The following is a 22,835-nucleotide window of genomic DNA, read 5'->3' as shown; positions in this document are numbered from 1 at the left end:
TTGCCTCCGGTCCTGAACAGACCTGTTGGAGGTCCCCAGCATGACCCAACCCACCCACCTGCGGCGAGTAGCCTGCGCCCTCGCCGCCGCCCGCGTGCCCGTGCTGCCGCTGCGGGACGGGAAGGTGCCTGTCGGCAACTGCCCCGCCTGCGCGCACAACGCCTGCGGCGGGCGCCCGAACATGAAGACCGCGGGCCCCTGCACCTGCCACGCTCCCTGCCACGCATGGGCCGCCGCCACCACCGACCCGGCCGTCATCACCTCACCCGCGTGGGCGCCGGCATGGCGTGAGGCCGTGGCCGTCGCCTACCACCCCGGCGGCGCCGGACTCACCGTCGTCGACCTCGACAACGAGGCCGCCATCGCGTGGGCCCGCACGAGCCTTCCGGCGACCCGGACCGTGCCGACCACGCGCGGCCAGCACTGGATCTACCAGGGCGCCATGCCGTCCGCGAACGCCGTCCGGGCGGGCGTGGACATCAAGTCCCTCAGCCAGTACGCGCGTTGGCTCGGACACGGCACCGGACGCATGACGGTTCTGCCGCCTGCCGTCCGCGCCCTGGTGGTGAAGGAAGATGCCACCCCCGCCCGGCGCGGGGTGGCGTCTTCCTCCCCGGCGCGCGCCAGGTGGGACCGCACGGTGGCCACCGGGTGCCGCCACACCGAGCGCTACGTGCGCACCGGCCTCGAACGCGGCCTCGCCCTGATCAAGTCCCACACCGAATCCGGCGCCGGATCACAGGCGTTCGGCGTGGCCCGCTTCCTCGCCGCACAACACACCGCCTGCCCCGGACCCTGCGGCCTCGACGCCATCGGCGAGGAAATCGTGGCCGCCGCCGTCCTGGTGGACGTTCCCGAGCCCTACGCCCGCCGGGCGGTCGCCAACGGCTTCCAGACGGCCGTGGAGCGCGCGGCATGAACAAAGCACCACAGAACACCATGAACAACCGTCACGGCGCCGTACAGGGCGCGCCACGGCCGCGCGTAGGCGCCTCAAAGGGCGCCGCCCGCAAGGGCGTCCACATTGTCCTGGGAGGGAGGACCGCAGCGTGACCGACACCCCCACCACCGACGCCCCCACGACCGAGGAACTGCCCCCGCCGTCCAACCCCCTCGCTGTCGCCCGCCGCCTGTTGCCGGACTGGCAGACCGAGGACGGACAGCTTGTGTACCACCGCTGGCGCGCGTCCTGGATGCGCTGGAGCGGAACCCACTGGCGCGAGATCGACGAAGCACAGGTACGCAAAGCCATGTACGAGCGACTTGAGTACGCCGTCTACCTGGTGCCCGCCAAGGACGACACCACCGAACAGCGCGACTGGGCACCCACGAAGCAGAAGATCAGCAACCTGCTCGATGCGCTCGGCTCCATCACTCTCCTGCCCTCCGAGGTGGACGCACCCGCGTGGCTGGACAGCGGCGGCGCGGACACCACCTGGTGGGGGCCGATCGTGGCCTGTGCGAACGGGTTGCTGCGCATCCGCGACCGAGAACTATTGCCGCACACCCCCGGGTTCTTCAACCACGTCTCCGTCCCGTTCGACTACGACCCGAACGCCACCGCGCCGGAGTGGGAAGCGTTTTTGGCGAAGATCTGGCCCCACGCCCCCGATGCCATCACTGCGCTTCAGGAGTGGTTCGGCTACATCCTGTCCGGCCGCACCGACCAGCAAAAGATCCTGCTCATGGTCGGCCCGTCGCGCTCCGGCAAGGGAACCATCGCCCGCGTGATGAAGGAGCTGGTCGGCAAGAACAACCTCGCCGGCCCCACCCTCGCCGGGCTCGGCACCAACTTCGGTCTTGCCACCCTGATCGGCAAGCCGCTCGCGGTCATCTCCGACGCCCGGCTGTCCGGCAACGACAGCAGCCAGGTCGTCGAACGGCTGCTGACCATCTCCGGCGAGGACACCATCGACATCGACCGCAAATACCGCGAGCAGTGGACCGGCAAGCTGCCCACCCGGCTGATGATGCTGTCCAACGAACTGCCGCACTTCGGCGACTCATCCGGCGTCATCGCCCGCCGGTTCATCGTCCTCAACCTGACCGTCTCGTGGCTCGGCAAGGAAGACGCCACCCTTCTGGACCGGCTCGTTGCCGAAATGCCCGGCATCCTCAACTGGGCTCTGGACGGGCTCGCTCGTCTCCAGCAAACGGACCGGATCGCCGAGCCGGCCGCCAGCCGCGAGGCCATCACCACCATGCAGGACACCGCATCCCCCACGTCCGCGTTCATCCGCGAGCGCTGCACCACCGGGCCCGCCTGCACGATCCCCGTGGACAGCCTGTGGGCCGTCTGGCGCGAGTGGGCCGAGGACAACGGCGTCCGCCCCGGCACCAAGCAGGTCTTCGGTCGCAACCTGCTCTCCGTCGTCCCCCGGCTCAACCGCACCCGACCCCGTGACGCCCACGGCCGACAGGTGGCGACCTACAACGGGATCACCCTCAACCAAGTCCCACCCACATTTGCCTGAGTCGCGACTCATCGCGACTCAGGCCCCTTCAGAGCCGCTTTGAGTCGCGATGAGTCACGACTCAGAGCAATGTCACTCCAACTTGTGGAGGACGCAGTGAGCGCGATCGCTCCCACACACGACGGCCCCCGCGCCACCCTCCGGGGTGGCCTCCCGGACCGGTACCTCACCCCCGACGACATCGCCGAGATGTTCGAGGTGCCCCTCGAAACCGTCTACCAGTGGCGCAAGAAGCGGACCGGCCCGCCCGGATTCCGCATCGGCAAGTACCTGCGCTACGACCCCGCCGACGTACGCACCTACGTCACCCAGCGCAAGAACGCCGACCAGGCCGCCGCCTGACGCAGCCACACACCAGACCGCACAACCCCAGGGAGGGCCGCACCGCGGCCCTCCCTTCCCCATGCCCAGAAGGGACCGCCGCCGCATGGCAGGCCACATCCAAGACCGCTGGTACAAGACCGAGACCGACACCCACGGCAAGACCGTCCGCATCAAGACCGGCCGCCATGGCACCGGCATGCGGTACCGCGCCCGGTACATCGGCCCCGACGGCACCGAAAAGAGCAAGTCCTTCCCCGACCGGCAGAAGCGCCTCGCCGAGAAGTGGCTCACAGACATCGCGTCCGACATGTCACGCGGCCAGTACATCGACCCGCGCGCCGCCCGGATCACCTTCAAGACCTATGCCGAGAGGTGGCTCACCGCCCACACCGCCGATGTGTCCAGCCAGATCGTGACCGAACAGCGGCTACGTCTGCACGCCTTCCCCGTCCTCGGTACGCGCCCGCTCGACTCGTTCCGCCCCGAGCACATCCGCGAACTCACGAGCGCCCTGGAAGCGAACTCCGACGTGAGCGGGGCCTACGCGCGCAACATCTACGGTGACGTTCGAGCCGTGCTGAGCGCGGCCGTGGACGACGGCCTGTTGCCCCGGAACCCGTGCTCCGCTAAGTCCGTCCGCCCGCCGGCGGCCGAGCGGCGGCGCGTCGTGCCGTGGCTGCCCACACAGGTGCACGCCGTTCGCGCCGCACTCCCGGAGCGGTACCGGACCATGGTGGACACGGGCGCAGGGTGTGGACTCCGACAGGGTGAGATCGTGGGACTCGCTGAGGACGCGCTCGACTTCGAGGGCGGCATCCTGCGGGTGGTCCGACAGGTGAAGCTCATCCGAGGGAAAGCCGTGTTCGCCCCGCCGAAGTGCAACAAGGAGCGGGATGTACCGCTGCCGTCGTCGGTGGCTGAGGCCCTGCGTGCCCACATGGACGCCTGCAAGCCGGTTGAGATCACACTGCCGTGGCGGAAGCCGGACGGCCCGAAGGTGTCGGCCCGCCTCCTGTTCACGAACACCGCGAGCGGGGTCGTGTGGCGCAGCAACTTCAACATCCAGGAGTGGAAGCCCGCGCTTGCTGCGGCAGGCCTGATCTCGGGAGCCGGGGAGGACGGCAAGTACGAGTCCGCACGCGAGCACGGCATGCACGCGTTGCGGCACTTCTACGCGTCCATGCTCCTGGACGCCGGGGAGAGCATCAAGGCCGTCTGCCAGTACCTGGGACACTCCGACCCCGGGCTGACGCTGCGGGTATACGCCCACCTGATGCCGTCGAGTCAGGAGCGTACGAGGAATGCCGTTGACCGGGTTTTCCTGCCCGCTGAACGCAAGTCTGAGAACCTGTGAAAAAAAATCAGGAACATCCGGATTTGGTCGACGCGCGTCCCCAGGTCCCTGCCCTTGATCGCCCGGAAACCGTGAGCCGCTTGCACGGAGTTGGCAGATCATGCTCCGAGGCCGCCGGAACAGGCCCGGCGGCCTCGGAGGCTACTCGGCCACTTACCTTCAGTCGAGCTGCTTGCCGATCACTACCATGTCGAGTTGCTGGCAGCCCTGGTAAATAGTAACGTCATTGATGAGCGGTCCCAGTTGGGGGATTCTGGTGGACCCGTAGTCTGTATTCTCCCCGGCCGCGCGCCAAGCAATTAATCAGGCGCAATTCGCGCAGACCAGTCCCGCACGGGCCCAGATTGTGGCTCCAGGCTGCCCTCCGCTTTCAACACTGAGACCATCCCGGTAACGGCCGCAGCTTTTTGCCGAGCAAGAGGATGACTCCCGCCATTTCAGGCAATTCTCTATCCAGCTGCCCTCGATGCAGCAGCGAATGTGCACCCATTTTGATGGGAGGAACCTTCGTGAAGACGGAAACCATACGCCCTGGCCTCTGTGGCTCCACGCCCTGGCGGGCGCTCGTTGTTCCCGCCGCGACGGTCATAGCGGCCACCGCGCTGGGAACGACCGCCCAGTCGGCCCCTCGGCAGGCCCCGGTAACCGGCAACGTCGTGTTCCAGATGATGGATCACGAGGATTTCGGCAAGAACGAACGCTGCCGCCATGACAACCCGGTCGTCAACAACCTAGGGCGCGCGCCCGGGAGGTTCTGGTATTTCGGGAAATGCGGCGGAGAGGTGAGGGCCGAAATTCACTACCAGCTCTCACGCAACAACGATGGCTCGATAGAGTTGAGGGACGGCGAGGTCAAGCTCTTTGAGGGTGACAGCGCGGACACCAACGACCCGGGCGGCGGGTTTCCCTTCGCTTTGTCGCCGATCAAAATCCCGCAGGGGCAAACGCGCACCATGCAATTCCACGTGGATAACGTGTTGGAGGATGAGCCCGACGACAAGGCCGACATAACGCTCACCCTTACCAACAACCGGTGACCTGCTGGGCAGAGTGATCCCCGCCGCGCAGCAGCACGACAGGCTCAACCTGCGCCACTCACTGCGGGCGAGGCAGGGGCATCGCCTAGATCCCCAGATCGCTTCAGGCATCCGCCGAACGCCGCAGTTCTGAACCCTTGGAACGGGTCCTAGCCGCGTGCCAGACGGCCCAGAGACGGCCCAGTGACCACAACAGGCCCCCTCCCGAACGCCAAATGCGCAGGTAGAGACCCTGTTGATGACGGATCACCTACAGTTCTCCGGGCTTAGGCATGGCCATACAAGTGTCGCAGACATACGGAGGGGGGCTCGCCGCCCTGTGGACGACGAGCCCCCCACGTACAAAACAGCACGTCAGCGGCGTACGGGCATGGCTACGAGCGCAGGTCAGCCGGACCCCACGAAGATCACCATGAGCAGCCACACCACAGGAGCCGTCGGCAGGAGCGAGTCCAGCCGGTCCATGATGCCGCCGTGGCCCGGCAGCAGGGTGCCCATGTCCTTGATGCCCAGGTCCCGCTTGATCATGGACTCGCCGAGGTCGCCGAGTGTGGCGCTGGCCGCGACGGCGAGGCCGAGGAGCAGGCCCTGCCACCAGGTGCCGTCGTCGATCAGGAACTGCATGCACAGCGCACCCGCCGCCATCGCGAAGGTGACCGCTCCGAACAGGCCCTCACGGGTCTTGCCAGGGCTGATGCGCGGCGCCAGCTTGTGCTTGCCGAAGCGCCAGCCGATCGCGTACGCACCGGTGTCGCTGACAACCGTCAGCAGCAGGAACGTCAGAACGCGGCGCGGCCCGTCGTCGGCCGTGAGCATCATCCCCACGAACGTGGCCAGGAACGGCACGTAGAAGGCCGCGAAGACCCCCGCCGTGACGTCCTTGAGGTAACCCTCGGGCGGTTCCGTCATCCGCCAGACCAGGACAGCCAGTGCGGTGAGCGCCATCGCCACCCATGCGCCCTCGGCGCCGCGAACGTATCCGGCGACGACCATCGCGGCGCCGCCGAGCGCCAGGGGCACGAGCGGCGCCTTGATGCCCTTGCGCTCCTCGAGCCGCGACGTGAGCTCCCACAGCCCCACGACCACGGCGACTGCTATCACGCCCACGAAGACGGCCTTGACGATGAACAACGACGCGACGATCACCGCACCGAGCCCGACGCCCACTCCTATGGCCGCGCCCAGGTCGCGTCCCGCGCTCTTCTTCTGCGGCGCGGAGGCGGGCTGGGGGGCGGCGCTGGGCATGGGCTCCTGCGGGCTCTGCGGATTGTGCGACGGATCCCCGTAGGGCGCCGCCGACGGTGTGTCGTCGCGGAACAGGGGGCCGCTCAGCCGAGCGGCCCCCCGGTCGTCATCCTGGTCTCCGCCATGTGCGGGTACGCCGGGCACGGTGGGCATGGGGCGAGTCTGCTGCGCGTCATGCGCATCGTATGCGGGACCCGCCGGGGCTGCCCCCTGGACAGGCCCCTGCTCGGACGGCCCCCAGTACCCAGCTTGTGGCGGCGCCCCCCAGGAAGAGTCGTTCATCAGACCTCGAGCAGCTCCGCTTCCTTGTGCTTCAGGAGCTCGTCCACCTGAGCGACGTACTTCGCGGTGGTGTCGTCGAGCTCCTTCTCCGCACGGCGGCCCTCGTCCTCGCCGACCTCGCCGTCCTTGATCAGCTTGTCGATGGCGTCCTTGGCCTTGCGGCGTACGGAGCGGATCGAGACCTTGGCGTCCTCACCCTTGGTCTTGGCGACCTTGATGTAGTCCTTGCGGCGCTCTTCCGTCAGCTCCGGGAACACCACCCGGATGATGTTGCCGTCGTTGCTGGGGTTCACCCCCAGGTCGGAGTCGCGGATCGCCTGCTCGATGTTGCGCAGCGCGCTCTTGTCGAACGGGGTCACCACGGCCATACGCGGCTCCGGCACCGAGAACGAGGCCAGCTGGTTGATCGGCGTCAGCGCGCCGTAGTAGTCGGCCACGATCTTGTTGAACATCGCCGGGTGCGCACGGCCGGTGCGGATCGCGGCGAAGTCCTCCTTGGCGACCACGACGGCCTTCTCCATCTTCTCCTCGGCCTCGAGGAGGGTCTCTTCGATCACCACTTGCTCCTGCGTGTCTTGAGTAGGCCCGGCAGCTGTTTCCTCGTCGGGGTCGGCGGCCGGCTGCGTCGCGTCTTATTCCTGCACGGTTCCGGACCGACAGGACATTGTCCATCCCCCGGTCAGGGTCCGTCCTCGGCCGGGGTTCGTCCCCCGTCCGGGGTGGACCCCGTCAGGCCCGGCTGCTCTGGTCGCCCACGAGTGTGCCGATCTTCTCACCCTTGACGGCCCGCGCGATATTGCCCTCCGCCAGGAGCTCGAAGACCAGGATCGGCAGCTTGTTGTCCCGGCACAGCGTGATGGCGGTCATGTCGGCAACCTTGAGGTCCCGGGTGATGACCTCGCCGTAGCTGAGCGAGTCGAACTTGACGGCTTCGGGGTTGGTCTTCGGGTCGGAGTCGTAGACCCCGTCCACGCCGTTCTTGCCCATCAGCAGCGCCTCGGCGTCGATCTCCAGGGCGCGCTGCGCGGCGGTGGTGTCGGTGGAGAAGTACGGCATGCCCATACCGGCGCCGAAGATGACGACCCGGCCCTTCTCCAGGTGGCGCACGGCGCGCAGCGGAATGTACGGCTCGGCGACCTGGCCCATGGTGATGGCGGTCTGCACGCGGCTGTCGATGCCCTCCTTCTCCAGGAAGTCCTGGAGGGCGAGGCAGTTCATGACCGTGCCGAGCATGCCCATGTAGTCGGAGCGGGCCCGGTCCATGCCGCGCTGCTGGAGTTCGGCGCCACGGAAGAAGTTGCCGCCGCCGATGACGACCGCGATCTGGGCGCCGCCGCGCACGACGGCCGCGATCTCGCGGGCGATCTTGTGCACCACGTCGGGGTCGACGCCCAGTCCGCCGCCACCGGCGAACGCCTCGCCGGAAAGCTTCAGCAGAAAGCGTCCCGCGCCTTTGCCGTCGTCGGTCTTCTCGCCCTGGTCGGCCTGGGTGGTGGTCATGGAGATCTCCTTGTGGTGCACATACGAAGAAGGCCATTGCCGGTGGGGTGTTGTTCCCATGCTCGGCAATGGCCTCCTCGTCAGATCTGCTGTCGTCCGGCACACGCGCGTGCCTGCCGGCGTACGCGGACGACTGCTGTCGACCCTATAGGGGTCGCGCGTCGATCGCGGTACGGACTCAGATGCCGACCTTGATGCGCACGAAGCGCTTCAGGGTGACACCGGCCTCGTCCAGAACCTTCTGGACGGACTTCTTGTTGTCGAGCGCGTACGGCTGGCCGAGGAGGGTGGCCTCCTTGAAGAAGCCGTTGACGCGACCCTCGACGATCTTCGGGAGGGCGGCCTCGGGCTTGCCCTCGGCGCGGGTGGTCTCCTCGGCGACGCGGCGCTCGGACTCGACGACGTCGGCCGGGACGTCCTCCTTGGAGAGGTACTTCGGCGCGAAGGCGGCGATGTGCTGCGCGACACCCTTGGCGAGGTCGGCGTCGGCCTTGTCCAGCTCGACCAGGACACCGATCTGCGGGGGCAGGTCGGGCATGGTGCGGTGCATGTACGCGGTGACGTAGGCGCCGGAGAACTGGGCGAAGCGGTCCAGGACGATCTTCTCGCCCAGGTTGGCGTTGGCCTCGTCGACGAACGCCTGAACCGTCTTGCCGGGCTCGATCTCGGAGCCGAGGAGCGCCTCGAGGTCGGCCGGGGAGGTCTTGGCGACGTGCTGGGCGATCTGGCCCGCGACGGCCTGGAACTTCTCGCCCTTGGCGACGAAGTCCGTCTCGCACTTCAGCTCGACCAGGACACCGGAGGTGTTGTCGTCGGCGATGACGGAGACCACGGCGCCGTTCTCGGCGGAGCGGCCCTCGCGCTTGGCGACGCCCTTCTGGCCCTTGATGCGCAGGGCCTCGACGGCCTTGTCGACGTTGCCCTCGGCCTCGTCCAGCGCCTTCTTGCAGTCCATCATGCCGGCGCCGGTGAGCTCACGGAGCTTCTTGACGTCGGCGGCGGTGTAGTTCGCCATGATTCCTGGAATCTCTCTCGGAGTCTGAAGATCTACGGGCCGAACGGCGGGGGCTTTGTGGGCCCCCGCCGTTCACAACCCGAAGGGGTGAGGGGTCAGGCCTGCTCGGCGTCCGCGGCCGGGGCCTCAGCGGCGGGGGCCTCAGCGGCAGCCTCGGCCGGAGCCTCAGCGGCAGCCTCAGCCGGAGCCTCAGCGGCGGGGGCCTCAGCCTCGTCAGCCTTCTTCTCGCCCTCGAGCAGGTCGCGCTCCCACTCGGCGAGCGGCTCGCCCGCGGCCTTCTCACCCTCCGCCTTGCCGGCGCCGGAGCGGGCGATGAGGCCCTCGGCGACGGCGTCGGCGATCACGCGGGTGAGCAGGGTGACGGAGCGGATCGCGTCGTCGTTGCCCGGGATCTTGTAGTCGACCTCGTCGGGGTCGCAGTTGGTGTCGAGGATGGCGACGACCGGGATGTTGAGCTTCCGGGCCTCGCCGACCGCGATGTGCTCCTTCTTGGTGTCCACGATCCAGACGGCGCTGGGCACCTTCTGCATCTCGCGGATACCACCGAGGGTCTTCTCCAGCTTGGCCTTCTCGCGCGAGAGCACGAGAAGCTCCTTCTTGGTCAGACCGGAAGCGGCGACGTCCTCGAAGTCGATCTGCTCGAGCTCCTTGAGGCGCTGCAGACGCTTGTAGACGGTGGAGAAGTTGGTGAGCATGCCGCCCAGCCAGCGCTGGTTGACGTAGGGCATGCCGACGCGGGTGGCCTGCTCGGCGATGGCCTCCTGCGCCTGCTTCTTCGTGCCGACGAACATGACCGTGCCGCCGTGGGCGACGGTCTCCTTGACGAACTCGTAGGCGCGGTCGATGTACGACAGCGACTGGAGCAGGTCGATGATGTAGATGCCGTTGCGCTCGGTGAAGATGAAGCGCTTCATCTTCGGGTTCCAGCGACGGGTCTGGTGACCGAAGTGGACGCCGCTCTCCAGCAGCTCCCGCATCGTGACGACGGCCATGGCCGTTCTCCTTGGTGTTCTCGGTTGTGCCGCGTGTGCCGGACGGCACGCGCGCCTGACGCCCGCGATGCGCCTTGCCACGAGGGACCGAGAGGCGCTGACACCGGTTTTTGATGACCGAGTGTCGGGGCGTGCGAAGTCGACCCGGTGACCCGGATCGCCACCAGAAGTGTACGGGACCCGAGAGGCACCGGGTGACGCCGCTGTCCACAACCGGCCGGTACTCCACAGATCCCGGCCATGATCCGCCCGATGCGGCACGGTTCTCGCATGCGAGCGAAACGATGTGTGCGTACGTGGCTGGGGTTGCTCCTGGGGCTGACGATGACGGCTCTGGGGGCGCTGACCCCGTCCGCCCTGGCACGAACGAACGGCCCGGCGCCGCCGTCACCCGCCGGCCCTCCGGGAGCACCCGGCCCGCCAGGCACCGATCCGACGGTCCCGACTGTCGCCCGCACGTGGCCCGTGGGTGTACGCCCTTTGGTCGTACGGGGCTGGCAGCCTCCGGCGACGACCTACAGCCGGGGCCACCGCGGCGTGGACCTGGCAGCGCCCCCGGGCACACCGGTACGAGCGGTGGCCCCTGGCCGCGTGTCGTTCGCGGGCCGGGTCGCGGGCCGCGGCGTCGTCTCGGTGGAACTGTCGGGGACGGGCACGCCGCCGCTGCGCACGACCTACGGCCCGGTGCGGGCAGCGGTGCAGAAGGGCGACGAGGTCACGACCGGCGACGTACTCGGCACTGTGGAACCTGCGCCCTCACACTGCCCGACGTCCTGCCTGCACTGGGGCCTACTGAGAGGCAGGACCTACCTGAACCCACTCTCCCTACTCCCCCCATGGCTGCTGTTCAGGGGCCCGTCCCGCCTACTGCCAGTAACGAAGACCCCGTCCTAGCAGTGGCCATGCCCGCCGCGAGGGGCACCTGAACTGTGGGCAGGCGCGCCGCAAGGGCCGGCAACCCACCCTCAGCGGAAGCAACTGTGGGCATGCGTGCCGCTAGGGGCGGCACGGGTGGGCACAGCGGCACCCCGTACAGCGCCGGGCTGCGCGACCCACCCCGAGCTCAGCCCCCGCCCCCGGTGCCCAACAAAAACGGGGCTCAGCCCCGAACCCCCCGCAGAGCCACCGCAACGGCCGCTTCGGTGATCGCCGAAGGCTCCTCCGCCGCCCCCAGCTCAATCCGCCGCACAGCCGCATCCACCACACCCTGAAGCAGCATCGCGGCCAACCGCGGCTCCGCGTGCCCCATCTCCCCGAGCGCCTCGACGATCATGGCGACCAGCCCGCCATGAGCCGCACGGATCTTCTCCCGCGCCCCGGCATCGAGCTCACTCGCGGAGATGGCCACGACGGCCCGGTGCCGCCGGTCCCCGACCAACGCCAGCTGCTGGCGCACATACGCCTCGACCTTGCCCTCAGGCGTGTCGGCCCGCTCCATCGCCGCCGAGACCTCCGCCGCCCAGACGGGAAAGTCGACCTGGCACAGCTCCTCGACGACGGCGGCCCGCGACCGGAAGTACTCGTACACGGAAGACCGCGCGAGCCCCGTGCGCTCGGCGAGAGCCGGGAAGGTCAGCGCCTCCGTCCCACCCTCGGACAGAAGGGACCGCGCCGCGTCCAGCAGGGCGGCTCGCTGCATCGACCGGTGCTCGGCCACGGAGGCCGCTCGAATCCTTGGCACGTCAACCACTCTACGGACGGACCGCACCGAACGGCAGCCAATCGACCACCCGAAAGGATTCAGCCAACGACGAGGCAGAGACGATTCAGCGCCCTGGACCTCAGCGGCCGAAACTCGCCAGCTTGGCGCGCAACTGGAGCACCGACTTGGTGTGGATCTGACTCACCCGGCTCTCGGTCACCCCCAGCACATTGCCGATCTCCGCGAGCGTGAGCCCCTCGTAGTAGTAGAGCGTGACGACGGTCTTCTCCCGGTCGGGCAGCGTATTGATCGCCCGCGCCAGAAATCTCCGCAGCTCCCGGTCCTCGGCCACCTCGACCGGATTGTCGGCCGCGGTGTCCTCCAGCGTGTCCATCAGGCTCAGCCGGTCACCGCCCTCGCCGCCGACGTGCAGCAACTCCTCCAGAGCCACCACGTTCGCCAGCGACAACTGGCTGAACACCGCGTGGAGTTCCTCCACCCCGATGCCCATCTCGGAGGCCACCTCACACTCCGACGGGGTGCGCCGCAGCCGTGCCTCCAGCGTCGCGTACGCCCGCTCCACATTGCGCGCCTTCTGCCGCACCGACCGCGGAATCCAGTCCAGCGCCCTGAGCTCGTCGATCATCGCGCCCCGGATCCGCGTGATCGCGTACGTCTCGAACTTGATCTCCCGCTCGATGTCGAACTTCTCGATCGCGTCGATCAGCCCGAACACCCCCGACGAGACGAAGTCGGCCTGCTCGACATTGGCCGGCAGCCCCACGCTCACACGCCCCGCGACATACTTCACAAGCGGCGAGTAGTGCAGGATCAACTGCTCCCGCAGCCGCTCGTTACCCGTCGCCTTGTACGACCGCCACAGCTCGTCGAGCGTCGAGGGAGCGGGCGGGCGCACGCTACCGCCGTCGCGGGCGGCTGGCGGGATCGCCGCCCGGTCGGACCCGGAGGTGTGCTGGGGCATTCGTCGCCTTGTGTCGTTCTGCCGTGAACTGGGATTACCTGGGTGACCTGTCGGTGTGATGTCGAGATTGCCTGTCTGAGTCGGAATCCTCGTGAGCGTAGCGTGACTGGGGTGTCGCAGTGCGCGAAGGACGGGAGAACACCCGCACGCAGCGTCGTCCCCCGGGGCGTCCCCCGGAGTCACGACCGTCGCCCTGCGTGACCGCCGGAAGACACCAACTGCGGGAATTCCCAAGGGTGTCGGCGTTCGCCCGGACGGCTGAACACGCTCGGTCAGCGCCCTCCCCGATCACCGCGGACGGAGATCATCGCCTGGCGTGTCAACTTCCAGCCATCGCCGTGTCGTTCGACGAAACCAAGTGCTCGGAGTTCGTACAGTCTCCCGATCGCGTCGTCCATGGTGGTTCCCGCACCCCGGACGATCTCCTCCACCCCCGCCAGACCTCGCGCCGGCAGCGCGGCCAGCACACGTCCCGCGCCTGGGTCCAGCAGGTCGCGCGGCAGCACCGGCCCGCGGCGGTCGGGGGCCAGGTCACCCATGTCGCCCACCAGTTCGGCGACTTCCGCGGCGTCGCTGACCAGGGTCGCGTCCCCGCGCAACAGTTCGTGCACCCCGGCCGACAGCCCGCTCGTGACGGGGCCGGGCACCCCCATCGTGAACCGCCCCAGCCGCTGCGCCGCCCGCGCCGTGACCAGCGCACCACTCCGGTACGCCGCCTCGACGACCACGGTCCCCCGGGTGAGCGCCGCGATGACCCTGTTCCTGAGGATGAATCTGCTCGGTGTGGGATGGTCGCCGGGTGGCAACTCCCCCACCACCAGCCCCTGTTCCGCGATTCTGGTGATCAGCTCGGTGTGTCCGCGCGGGTAGGGCCGGTCGACGCCGCAGGCCAGCACGGCGACGGTCGCGCCGCCCGCCCCGAGGGCCCCCCGGTGCGCGGCACCGTCCACGCCGTAGGCACCGCCGGACACCACCACCCAGCCGCGCTCGGCAAGGCCGGCGCCGAGAGTGGCCGCCATATGGGCGCCGTACTCGGTGCAGGCTCGGGCTCCGACCACGGCGACGGAACGCAGCGCCCATATCCGCAGGCTGGGGTGGCCTCGTACCCACAGGCCGATGGGCCGGGCATCGCCCAGATCATCGAGTTGCGCGGGCCACTCGGGGTCACCGGGGCAGATGTACCTCACCCCGGCGTCCCGGGCCTCAGCCAGATCCCGCTCCGGTCGCGCCCTCGAGGCCCGACCCCGCAGCCCCTCCCACCGCTGGACGCTCACCCCCGGCAGCATCTTCCCTCCCCCGACCAGCCGCCGTGCCACCTCCACGGCCCCGAACTCGCGCAGCCACCGTCCGCCGATCTCGTCCCCTGGTTCGATGACCCGCGCGAGGGCGGCGCGGGCCATGCGCTCGTCGTGCGTCATGTCGGCGAGCCGATCGTCATCGGCACCCCTCGCGGGACTCCGGTACGCAGTTGGAGAGCCAGGGCGACATCCCCTGCGTCGGGTCGGTGGTGTCCCGACAGGTCCGCGACGGTCCAAGCCACGCGAAGCACCCGGTCCAGGCCACGGGCGGTCAGCACACCGCGCTCCAGGCCGCGCTCGGCCTCGTCCATGGCTCCCGGCATGGCCTGCCAGCGGCTGCGCAGTTCGCGTCCCGGCACCTCGCTGTTGGTGTGCCAGGGAGTCCCCGTCAGCCGGGCGGCGGCACGCTCGCGGGCGGCACGTACGCGGTCGGCCACCGTCCGCGTCGTCTCGCCCTGTGCGCCGCGTGCCGTCAGTTCGGAGCGGGTGACCGGCTCGACGTCCACCCTCAGATCGACCCGGTCGAGCAGCGGTCCGGAGAGCCTGGCCTGGTAGCGGCGAATGGAGGAGGGCGGGCACTCGCAGAAGTCGTTCGCCACGCTGAAGCGCCCGCACGGACAGGGGTTGGCCGCGAGGACCATCAGGAACTTCGCCGGGAACCGCACGACACCGGCGCTGCGCGCGATCACGACGTGCCCGGCCTCCAGCGGCTGCCGCAGGGCGTCGAGCACGAAGCCGCTGAATTCCGGTGCCTCGTCCAAAAAGAGCACGCCGCGGTGCGACAGGGACACCGCGCCCGGCCGCGCGAGCCCCTTGCCGCCGCCGACGAGCGACTGCATCGTCGCCGAGTGGTGCGGTGCGCAGTACGGCGGGACGTCCACCATGGGCTTTCCCGGCGGCAGCAGGCCCGCGACCGAGTGGATCGCCGTCACCTCCAGGGACTCCTGCCGGGTGAGGGGCGGCATGAGTGACGGCATCCGCTCGGCGAGCATCGTCTTGCCCGCGCCGGGTGGTCCCTGCAGGAAGACATGGTGCCCACCGGCCGCCGCGACCTCCATCGCGGTGCGCGCCGACAGCTGGCCGACGACGTCGGCGAGGTCGTGCCCCTGGTCGTGTTCCGGCACGGCGATGCCGCACAGGCCGGTGGCCTCCCCCGTGCCGGGCACCCGCAGGCCCGCGAGCAACGGATCCGGTCGCCCCTGCTCGTCCGGATCCTCCTCGGGCACCGGCTCGTCCGAGAGCACCGCGATCAGCTGACGCAGACTGCGGACCCCGAGCACGGAGACGCCCGGCACCAGCGAAGCCTCGGCGGCCGCGCACTCGGGCACGACCACCTGTTCGTATCCGGCGTCCGCCGCGGCCAGCACCGCCGGCAGCACACCCCGTACCGGCCGTACCCGTCCGTCGAGTCCCAGCTCCCCGATCATGACGATGTCGGAGAGCACCCGTGGATCGATCCGCTCGGAAGCCCCGAGGACCGCGCAGGCGACAGCGAGATCGAACCCACTGCCGCCCTTTGGCACCGAGGCCGGACTCAGCCCCACCGTGAGCTTCTTCTGGGGCCAGGACGCCCCGGAATTGACCACAGCCGCCCGAACCCGGTCCTTGCTCTCCGTCAGGCTCTTGTCGGGGAGGCCGACCAGGGTGAAGGCCGCGACGCCGGGCTCCAGGTCCGCCTGGACCTCGACCACGACGCCCTCGACGCCGACGAGCGCCACGGAACACGTCCGCGCGAATCCCATCAGGCCACCCCCCGCGCGTGCTCGACCACGGGCGCGCCACGGTCGGGGAGGACGACGCCGATCAGGTCGATGCGGACGCCGCCGGGTGGGGCTCCCCCATGTTCCTGGAGCCAGCGTTCAGCGAGGCCGCGCAGGCGCTGGGCCTTGGCCGGGGTGACGGCCGCCATCGGGTGTTCGAAGGCTCCCGCCTTGCGCGTTTTGACCTCGCAGACGACCAGAGCGTCACCGTCGCGGGCCATGATGTCGATCTCGCCGGTCCTGCCGCAGCGCCAGTTGCGGGCCAGGACCGTCATCCCGGTCTCGGTCAGCCGCCGCGCGGCCAGTTCCTCGCCGTACTTGCCGAGTGCACTGCGTGCCTTGGGTGTATTCATGTCGGCACCACCTCCGGCGCCAACATTGAGGCCACTTCAGCCCGCTATTGGATCTTGGTGGACGAGCGAAGGGTTGTGGAAAACTCCCTCACCCGTCCGAGCGGCGGTCACCGCACGACACCGCCGCCCGTCACAGCCGCACGGCCTCAACCGCACGTCATCAGCCGTCCGGAATCTCCACGTCATCAGCCGCCCGGAAGCTCCAGATCGCTCTTGTTCAGCTCCTCGATATTCACGTCCTTGAACGTGAGTACCCGTACCTGCTTCACGAAGCGAGCGGGCCGGTACATGTCCCACACCCAGGCGTCCGCCATGGACACCTCGAAAAACACCTCGCCCTGGACCGAGTGCACCTGCATCTCGTAGTCATTGGTGAGGTAGAAGCGCCGTTCGGTCTCGATCACATATTTGAACAGACCGACGACATCGCGGTACTCCCGATAGAGCTTCAGCTCCATCTCGGTCTCGTACTTCTCGAGGTCCTCGGCGCTCATGGCATGTTCCCCTTCAGCCGTGCGTCCCCCTATTGTGCGCCAGCCCCGCGAGCCCCTAGACGATTTCGGTGTCGAGGACTTCGGGAGTGGCCGGGGGACCCTCGTCGAGCACCCTGCGCAGCAGCTCGGCGAGTCTGGTCGGATACACCGTCTCATGTGCCTCGGTCAGTTCCTGGCACGTCCACCAGCGCGCTCCGGCGACACTGCGCCGTTCAAGGTCCGTCAGCCCCGCGGCCACCGTGGCCGTCTGGGTCGTACGGGCCAGGTAGTACCACTCGTCCTGGTCCCAGCGGCGCCCCGCGAACGGGAAGGAACACATCCGCCGCCACAGCACGGGGCCCAGCTCGACCTCGGTGATTCCGGTCTCCTCCGCGAGCTCCCGCAGCGCGGCCTGCTCGCGGGTCTCGCCCCCCTCCAGGCCGCCGCCGGGCGTGAACCACCAGTCGTCGGCGGCATCGTCCGGCTCGTGCCCGTGGAGCAGCAGGATGCGTTCCTCGGGGTCGAGCAGCACCACGCGGGCGACCTTCCGCAGCCCGCCTCGGTACTCGTCCGGGGTCCCCGTTCCGCCGTCGTGCGGAGTTTCGTCGTACGACACCTCAGCGGGCACCCGCGAGCTCCGTCCGGGCCCGGCCACGCCGGCCCGCGCGCTTGGCGATCGGACCGTACGCGGCACCGCCCAGGACGAGCACCGCACCCGCCACCACAGCGCCCACGATCAGCCGCAGCGGACCCGGCTCGGAGAGACTGCCCAGCGCCTCGAAACCGGTGGGCCGCTTCAGCATGCCGTTCATGGGCCAGGCCACGGCATCGACGCGGGCGGTGACAGCGCCCCGCGACACCGTGCCGCTGGCCGCGTCCGTGAGGTGGGCGCTGGAGTCCAGGGAGCCCTGGCGTTCGTCGCCGAGCAGGAACAGGCGTCCCTTGGGGACCGTCACGGTCGGGAAGTTCGTGATCTCGGCCAGGCTGCCCTTGGGCAGATACGGTTCGTCGATCTGCTTGCCGTTGACGGTCAGCTTGCCGTTCGTGCAGCAGGAGACCGTGTCGCCGCCGACGGCGACCACGCGCTTGACCACGGCCGCGTTGGTGACCCAGCTCTTGTCGCGGAAGACGACGACGTCGCCGCGGCGTACCTCACTGCCGTCGACGCGCTGCGCCAGCACGCGGTCACCCGCGTCGATCGTCGGCGTCATCGAACTGGTGGGAACGGTGTACGGCCGGTAGACGACCGCCCCCCAGGCGAACCCTCCGAGGAACAGCACAATGCCCAGCGCGACGGCGATCCCGGACAGCCTCTCACCGATCCGGCTGCCCGTCGGGCCCTTGCTTGCGCCACCGCTGCGCGGGGCCGTACGTGTCGTGCTCTCGCCACCCATGGGTCCGCACCCTACCCGGGGGTACGGGCCACGTCAGCCCATGGACTGGATCACGGATACCGGCTCCGGGCTCCCCGGCGGAACGACGTCGCGTGCGCCGTACGGCCGAGGGGCCGGTCCGCTCGGACGAATCCGAGCGGGCCGGCCCCAAGGGGACGCTTCAGCGCGTTACTTCGACGCCTTCCGCTTCCGCCGCACCAGCACCAGAGGCACCGCGCCCACGAGCGCCAAGGCGCCCGGGGAGGAGACCGCGGCCGCCGCCTGGTCGCTCAGGCCGGTCTGGTCGAAGGTGTCCGGGACCGGGAGGGTGCCCCAGCGGTTGATGGGCCAGGCCTTGACGATGGCGCGCCCGACGACCTTGTCCACGGGGACCATTCCGTGGTTCTTGTCCGACTGGTTGTAGCGCGAGTCCCGCGAGTTCTGGCGGTGGTCGCCCATCACCCAGATCATGCCCTCGGGCACCTTGACCTTGAACTGGCCGCCCTCTTCGTCGACGCTGCACGGGGTGTTGCCCGGGTACACATACGGCTCGTTCAGCGCCTTGCCGTTGACGGTGAGCGGGCCGGTGCCCTTGCACTGGATGGTGTCGCCGCCGACGCCGATGACCCGCTTGATGAGGTCCTTCTCCTCGGCGGACGGCATCAGGCCGATCCAGCTGAGGACCGTCTGCAGGGCGTTCGGATTGGCCGTGGGCTCGCCCGCCAGCCAGTTGTCGGGGTCATGGAAGACGACGACCTCGCCGCGCTCCGGCTCGGAGCCGAACCACGGGGTCAGCTTGTCGACCAGGACACGGTCGCCCTGCTGGAGGGTGTTCTGCATCGAGTCCGAGGGGATCGAGAACGCCTGCACCAGGAAGGTCTTGATGAGCAGCGCGAGGACCAGGGCGATGCCGATCAGGATCGGCAGCTCCTTCCAGAAGGAGCGCTGCTTCTTCGACTTCGCGTCCCGCTCGGCGCGCTCGGTCGCAGCGCTGCCGTCCTTGGACTCACTCCCGGAGCCGGAACCGTCCTCTACGGCCGGGGAAGCCGAATCGTCGGGCCGCTCCGGCTGCCCTTCGGGACCTTCGTGTCCGGACCGTGCGCCGACCGCCACATCCCCCACATCCACTCCTCACTCCGTGCCGCCGCCCGCGTCGTCGAATTCGGCGCAGGCCCACCACTCCCATAACGAGCGGGAGTTCCGCAGGGGTCGGGAGGGGGATCAATCCGTCTGGATCCGCAGGGGCCACCCTATGCGACTGAGCGAGAGCGGAGGTCGACCCTCCAGGCGCGTCGGCGACGGTCGCGTACGTGCTCGGTTCCTTCAGGCGGGCCCAGTGACCGATGGGCCAGCCGATGATCATGGCCCGGCCGACGACCGACTCCTCGGAGACGGTGCCGCTGAACTTGTCGGTGCGGTGGTAGCGGGAGTCGGCGGAGTTGCCTCGGTGGTCGCCCAGAACGAACAGGCGGCCCTGGGGCACCTTCACCTCGAAGGCGAATTTCGACGGCTTGTCACCGGCGTAGATGTAGGGCTCAGTCAGCGGCGTGCCGTTGACGGTCACCCTGCCTTGTGTGTCACAGCACTTGACCGTGTCGCCGCCGACGCCGACGACCCGCTTGATGAGGTCCTTCTCGTTGTCGGACGGCAGCAGGCCGATGAAGGTCAACCCCTCCTTGACCTGCTTGACGACAACCGGGTCTTCCTTCTTCTTGGTCTCCTCGGCCGTGAGCCAGCCCCCGGGGTCCTTGAAGACGACGACGTCACCGCGTTCAGGCTTGGAGCCGAACCAGGGGGTGAGCTTGTCGACGAGGACGCGGTCGCCGATCTGGATCGTGTTCTCCATGGAGCCCGACGGGATCACGAAGGCCTGGACGAGGAAGGTCTTGAGGACCAGCGCTATCAGCACCGCGACGCCGACGAGGAGGGGTATCTCCTTGATCGCCGAGCGCCGCCTGCGCCGCTTGATCTTGCGGGCGAGCTTGCGCCGCTCGACACGGCTGGGCCGCGCCGCGCCTCCGGCAGCGCGCCGGGTGCCGGTGGGCAGCAGGTTGTCGGCGGCGCTGGTGGGGGCTCCGCGCGGTTTGCCACGGTTACCCATGGGCACCGCCCACGGCCGGCACGCGCGCGTAGGCATCGGGACGCGTCAGCCGGGTCCAGTGGCCGGCGGGCCAGGCGATCCAGTCCGTTCTGCCGATGACGTCGCCGACGGGGATCATGCCGCCGCCGGGCGAGCCCAGGTGGTCGCGGGAGTCGCGGGAGTCGCTGCGATGGTCGCCGAGAACGAAGAGCGCGCCGTCGGGCACGACGACGTCGAAGCGCACGTCGGAGGGGTTGTCCCCCGGATACAGAAACGTCGACTCGTCGACCGACCGGCCGTTCACTTCGAGCCTCCCTTCCTTGTCGCAGCAGACCACATGGTCCCCACCTACACCGACGACGCGCTTGATGTAGTTGGCGTTCCCGAAATACCCAGTGCCGTCGAACACAACGACGTCGCCCCGCTGCGGCTCAGCACCAAAACGGTACGCCAACTTATTTACGAGAACGCGGTCCCCGATCCTCAATCCGGACTCCATGGAGCCGCTGGGAATTTGGAACGGCTGCATCACGAACCTGCTGACGAACAGCAGAAAGACCAGGCAGACCAGCAGGGTCAGGGTGATCCGCCCGCCCGGGAGCCAGTCGGCCGCCCGGTCCACCAACGCGAAACGCGACCGCCCCTCCGGTCCCTCGGTGTCCGAGATCTCCTCGGATGCGGAAGGGCGGGAGGAGCGGTCGCGCTCCACGGGCTGTGCTTCGGTGTCCATCGGGGCCAGATGTTATCCGGCCTGCATATGAACCCCGGCGCGAGCTCAGCTCTCGCGCTTCTCCTTGATCTTCGCGGCCTTGCCGCGCAGGTCACGCAGGTAGTACAGCTTCGCGCGACGCACGTCACCACGGGTGACGAGCTCGATCTTCTCGACGATCGGGGTGTGCACCGGGAAGGTGCGCTCGACGCCGACCGAGAAGGAGACCTTGCGGACCGTGAAGGTCTCGCGGACACCAGCGCCCTGGCGACGGATGACTACGCCCTTGAACTGCTGCACACGGGAGCGGTTGCCCTCGATGACGCGGACGTGGACGTTGACGGTGTCACCCGGGCGGAAGGCCGGGATGTCGCTGCGCAGCGACGCGCTGTCGACGGAGTCGAGCAGGTGAGACATTTCGTCTGCTTTCTTCGCTGATGCCACAGGTCATCAACGGGAGATAGTTTTCCAAGAGGATGCCGCCGCGTCGGGGCGGGCGTCGTGTCCCCCTGTGGCAGGGGCGCACGCCGGACGACGTACAGCAGCGGTCTATTCTTCCACGGCCTCTGGCTTGCGCCAAAATCGGCCGTCGGGACCCGGCTGCCAGCCCAGGATGGAGAGCATCTCGCGGTCCTTCTTGTCGAAGACGGACGGGTCGCAACGCTCGATGAGGTCGGGCCGGTTCGCCGTCGTACGGCGCAGGGCCTCGTCGCGGCGCCAGCGGGCGATCTTCCCGTGGTGGCCGCTGAGCAGCACCTCGGGGATCTCGCGACCGCGCCACGCCGGGGGCTTGGTGTAAACCGGCCCCTCCAGGAGGTTGGCCATGGCTCCGGGCGCGAAGGAGTCGTCTCTGTGGGACTCGGCGTTGCCGAGGACACCGGGGAGTAGCCGGGCCACGGCCTCCGTGACGACCAGGACGGCCGCCTCGCCGCCGGCAAGGACGTAGTCGCCGATGGACACCTCGTAGACGGGCATCCGGGTCACGTACTCGTCGATGACGCGGCGGTCGATGCCCTCGTAGCGGGCGGGCGTGAAGACCAGCCAGGGACGCTCGGAGAGCTCGACGGCGAGTTCCTGGGTGAAGGGGCGCCCGCTGGGGGTGGGGACCACCAGGACGGGCCCGTGGGAGCCCGTCTCGTAGCCGTCCGCCAGTACGGAGTCCAGGGCGTCGCCCCAGGGCTCGGTCTTCATGACCATGCCGGGGCCGCCGCCGTACGGGGTGTCGTCGACCGTGCTGTGGCGGTCGTACGTCCACTCCCGAAGATCATGCACGTGCACATTCAGCTGTCCACGCGCGCGTGCCTTGCCGACGAGCGAGACGTTCAGCGGTTCCAGGTACTCGGGGAAGATCGTGACGACGTCGAGCCGCATTACGCCTCGTCCTCGTCCCGGGAAGAGTCGATCTCGGCCCGGTCGTCGATCAGGCCCGGCGGCGGGTCGATGACGGCCCGCTGCTCCTCCAGGTCGACCTCGGTGACGATCTCCTCGACGAACGGGATCAGTACCTCGGTCCCGTCCGCACGCTCGACCACGAACAGGTCCTGCGAGGGCAGGTGCGAGATCTCCGTGATCCGTCCGACCTCCACACCGTCCTTGGTGACCACGTCCAGGTCCATCAGCTGGTGGTCGTAGTACTCGTCCGGGTCCTCCGGCGTCTCGTCCGGGTCGACCTCGGCGATCAGGAGGGTGTTGCGCAGCGCCTCGGCGGCGTTCCGGTCGCGTACGCCCTCGAAGCGCAACAGGAGACGGCCACTGTGTACGCGGCCCGTCTCGATGGTCAGCGGTCCGGCGGAGGCCGGGTCGGTGAGCAGGACGGCACCGGGGCCGAGCCTGAGTTCCGGCTCGTCCGTACGGACCTCCACGGTGACCTCGCCCTTGATGCCATGGGCGCGGCCGACGCGAGCGACTACCAGCTGCACTGTGCTTGATCTCCTGTCGATAC

At 68.9% G+C, this 22,835-nt stretch carries 25 protein-coding genes; 6 read left to right on the top strand and 19 right to left on the bottom strand.

Annotated elements, in window-relative coordinates:
• Positions 1–40: 40 nt before the first annotated feature.
• The 5 genes from ACFY0T_RS27230 to ACFY0T_RS27210 all read left to right on the top strand — a co-directional run bounded on the left by ACFY0T_RS27230 (position 41) and on the right by ACFY0T_RS27210 (position 5,189).
• A complete protein-coding gene (locus ACFY0T_RS27230; RefSeq protein ID WP_388875669.1) occupies positions 41–919 on the top strand; it encodes a DNA primase in 879 nt (292 codons plus the stop codon).
• 130 nt (positions 920–1,049) lie between these two features.
• Positions 1,050–2,474: a phage/plasmid primase, P4 family gene (locus ACFY0T_RS27225; RefSeq protein ID WP_388875666.1), complete on the top strand. Its 1,425-nt coding sequence runs from the start codon at positions 1,050–1,052 to the stop codon at positions 2,472–2,474.
• Positions 2,475–2,543: 69 nt separating this feature from the next.
• Entirely contained in the window at positions 2,544–2,816 is a 273-nt protein-coding gene (locus tag ACFY0T_RS27220; protein ID WP_388875663.1) for a helix-turn-helix domain-containing protein, read from the top strand.
• A gap of 85 nt (positions 2,817–2,901) precedes the next feature.
• Positions 2,902–4,152, top strand: coding sequence for a tyrosine-type recombinase/integrase (locus ACFY0T_RS27215; RefSeq protein ID WP_388875660.1), 1,251 nt, complete (start codon positions 2,902–2,904; stop codon positions 4,150–4,152).
• A gap of 509 nt (positions 4,153–4,661) precedes the next feature.
• Positions 4,662–5,189 (top strand): hypothetical protein, encoded by a 528-nt coding sequence (locus ACFY0T_RS27210; protein ID WP_388875657.1) that lies wholly within the window; start codon positions 4,662–4,664, stop codon positions 5,187–5,189.
• 387 nt (positions 5,190–5,576) lie between these two features.
• On the opposite strand, the gene ACFY0T_RS27205 is transcribed toward ACFY0T_RS27210, so the two are convergent.
• The 5 genes from ACFY0T_RS27205 to rpsB all read right to left on the bottom strand — a co-directional run bounded on the left by ACFY0T_RS27205 (position 5,577) and on the right by rpsB (position 10,223).
• Positions 5,577–6,716, bottom strand: coding sequence for a phosphatidate cytidylyltransferase (locus tag ACFY0T_RS27205; protein ID WP_388875654.1), 1,140 nt, complete (start codon positions 6,714–6,716; stop codon positions 5,577–5,579).
• On the bottom strand, positions 6,716–7,273 hold the full coding sequence (gene frr, locus ACFY0T_RS27200) for a ribosome recycling factor (RefSeq protein WP_010984060.1): 558 nt from the start codon (positions 7,271–7,273) through the stop codon (positions 6,716–6,718). Before frr ends, ACFY0T_RS27205 begins: the two co-directional genes overlap by 1 nt.
• Positions 7,274–7,445: 172 nt before the next feature.
• On the bottom strand, positions 7,446–8,216 hold the full coding sequence (gene pyrH / locus ACFY0T_RS27195; protein ID WP_388875650.1) for a UMP kinase: 771 nt from the start codon (positions 8,214–8,216) through the stop codon (positions 7,446–7,448).
• Positions 8,217–8,394: 178 nt separating this feature from the next.
• Positions 8,395–9,231, bottom strand: coding sequence for a translation elongation factor Ts (gene tsf, locus ACFY0T_RS27190; RefSeq protein ID WP_388875647.1), 837 nt, complete (start codon positions 9,229–9,231; stop codon positions 8,395–8,397).
• Positions 9,232–9,326: 95 nt separating this feature from the next.
• Positions 9,327–10,223, bottom strand: coding sequence for a 30S ribosomal protein S2 (rpsB, locus tag ACFY0T_RS27185; RefSeq protein ID WP_388875644.1), 897 nt, complete (start codon positions 10,221–10,223; stop codon positions 9,327–9,329).
• 270 nt (positions 10,224–10,493) lie between these two features.
• Between rpsB and ACFY0T_RS27180 the strand changes: the two genes are divergently transcribed.
• Positions 10,494–11,117: a M23 family metallopeptidase gene (locus ACFY0T_RS27180; RefSeq protein ID WP_388875641.1), complete on the top strand. Its 624-nt coding sequence runs from the start codon at positions 10,494–10,496 to the stop codon at positions 11,115–11,117.
• A 205-nt stretch (positions 11,118–11,322) separates the two neighbouring features.
• Here the strand turns inward: ACFY0T_RS27180 and ACFY0T_RS27175 are convergent, their stop codons facing one another.
• The 14 genes from ACFY0T_RS27175 to rimM form a co-directional block, all read right to left on the bottom strand.
• The gene (locus ACFY0T_RS27175) at positions 11,323–11,880 is read right to left on the bottom strand and encodes a TetR/AcrR family transcriptional regulator (protein WP_388875973.1); all 558 of its coding nucleotides are present in this window, start codon (positions 11,878–11,880) and stop codon (positions 11,323–11,325) included.
• A gap of 124 nt (positions 11,881–12,004) precedes the next feature.
• Positions 12,005–12,847 carry an RNA polymerase sigma factor WhiG gene (whiG, locus tag ACFY0T_RS27170; RefSeq protein ID WP_388875638.1) on the bottom strand — a complete coding sequence of 281 codons (843 nt, stop codon included), beginning with the start codon at positions 12,845–12,847 and terminating at the stop codon, positions 12,005–12,007.
• 272 nt (positions 12,848–13,119) lie between these two features.
• Positions 13,120–14,265, bottom strand: a complete 1,146-nt coding sequence (dprA, locus tag ACFY0T_RS27165; protein ID WP_388875635.1) for a DNA-processing protein DprA — start codon at positions 14,263–14,265, stop codon at positions 13,120–13,122.
• Complete coding sequence (locus ACFY0T_RS27160) at positions 14,262–15,887, bottom strand: YifB family Mg chelatase-like AAA ATPase (RefSeq protein ID WP_388875632.1); 1,626 nt, start codon at positions 15,885–15,887, stop codon at positions 14,262–14,264. The genes dprA and ACFY0T_RS27160 overlap by 4 nt, the downstream gene beginning before the upstream one ends.
• Positions 15,887–16,258 (bottom strand): YraN family protein, encoded by a 372-nt coding sequence (locus ACFY0T_RS27155; protein ID WP_388875629.1) that lies wholly within the window; start codon positions 16,256–16,258, stop codon positions 15,887–15,889. Before ACFY0T_RS27155 ends, ACFY0T_RS27160 begins: the two co-directional genes overlap by 1 nt.
• 185 nt (positions 16,259–16,443) lie before the next feature.
• On the bottom strand, positions 16,444–16,752 hold the full coding sequence (locus tag ACFY0T_RS27150) for a DUF2469 domain-containing protein (protein WP_003965949.1): 309 nt from the start codon (positions 16,750–16,752) through the stop codon (positions 16,444–16,446).
• A 55-nt stretch (positions 16,753–16,807) separates the two neighbouring features.
• The gene (locus tag ACFY0T_RS27145) at positions 16,808–17,284 is read right to left on the bottom strand and encodes an NUDIX hydrolase (RefSeq protein ID WP_388875970.1); all 477 of its coding nucleotides are present in this window, start codon (positions 17,282–17,284) and stop codon (positions 16,808–16,810) included.
• A gap of 64 nt (positions 17,285–17,348) precedes the next feature.
• Positions 17,349–18,125, bottom strand: a complete 777-nt coding sequence (gene lepB / locus ACFY0T_RS27140) for a signal peptidase I (protein ID WP_388875626.1) — start codon at positions 18,123–18,125, stop codon at positions 17,349–17,351.
• Between the two features lie 168 nt (positions 18,126–18,293).
• Positions 18,294–19,226 (bottom strand): signal peptidase I, encoded by a 933-nt coding sequence (gene lepB, locus ACFY0T_RS27135; protein WP_388875623.1) that lies wholly within the window; start codon positions 19,224–19,226, stop codon positions 18,294–18,296.
• Positions 19,111–20,205, bottom strand: coding sequence for a signal peptidase I (gene lepB / locus ACFY0T_RS27130; protein ID WP_388875620.1), 1,095 nt, complete (start codon positions 20,203–20,205; stop codon positions 19,111–19,113). Before lepB (ACFY0T_RS27130) ends, lepB (ACFY0T_RS27135) begins: the two co-directional genes overlap by 116 nt.
• On the bottom strand, positions 20,198–20,914 hold the full coding sequence (gene lepB, locus ACFY0T_RS27125; protein ID WP_388875617.1) for a signal peptidase I: 717 nt from the start codon (positions 20,912–20,914) through the stop codon (positions 20,198–20,200). Before lepB (ACFY0T_RS27125) ends, lepB (ACFY0T_RS27130) begins: the two co-directional genes overlap by 8 nt.
• Positions 20,915–20,959: 45 nt before the next feature.
• Positions 20,960–21,310: a 50S ribosomal protein L19 gene (gene rplS / locus ACFY0T_RS27120; protein ID WP_030675924.1), complete on the bottom strand. Its 351-nt coding sequence runs from the start codon at positions 21,308–21,310 to the stop codon at positions 20,960–20,962.
• Between the two features lie 132 nt (positions 21,311–21,442).
• Positions 21,443–22,264, bottom strand: a complete 822-nt coding sequence (trmD, locus tag ACFY0T_RS27115; RefSeq protein WP_388875614.1) for a tRNA (guanosine(37)-N1)-methyltransferase TrmD — start codon at positions 22,262–22,264, stop codon at positions 21,443–21,445.
• Positions 22,264–22,812 carry a ribosome maturation factor RimM gene (gene rimM, locus ACFY0T_RS27110; protein WP_388875611.1) on the bottom strand — a complete coding sequence of 183 codons (549 nt, stop codon included), beginning with the start codon at positions 22,810–22,812 and terminating at the stop codon, positions 22,264–22,266. Before rimM ends, trmD begins: the two co-directional genes overlap by 1 nt.
• Positions 22,813–22,835 lie beyond the last annotated feature (23 nt).

It is taken from the genome of Streptomyces sp. NPDC001530, assembly GCF_042894545.1.
Taxonomy (GTDB): domain Bacteria; phylum Actinomycetota; class Actinomycetes; order Streptomycetales; family Streptomycetaceae; genus Streptomyces.
The sequence above is the reverse complement of the archived record's forward strand: the minus strand, read 5'-3'. Positions and strand labels throughout refer to the sequence as shown.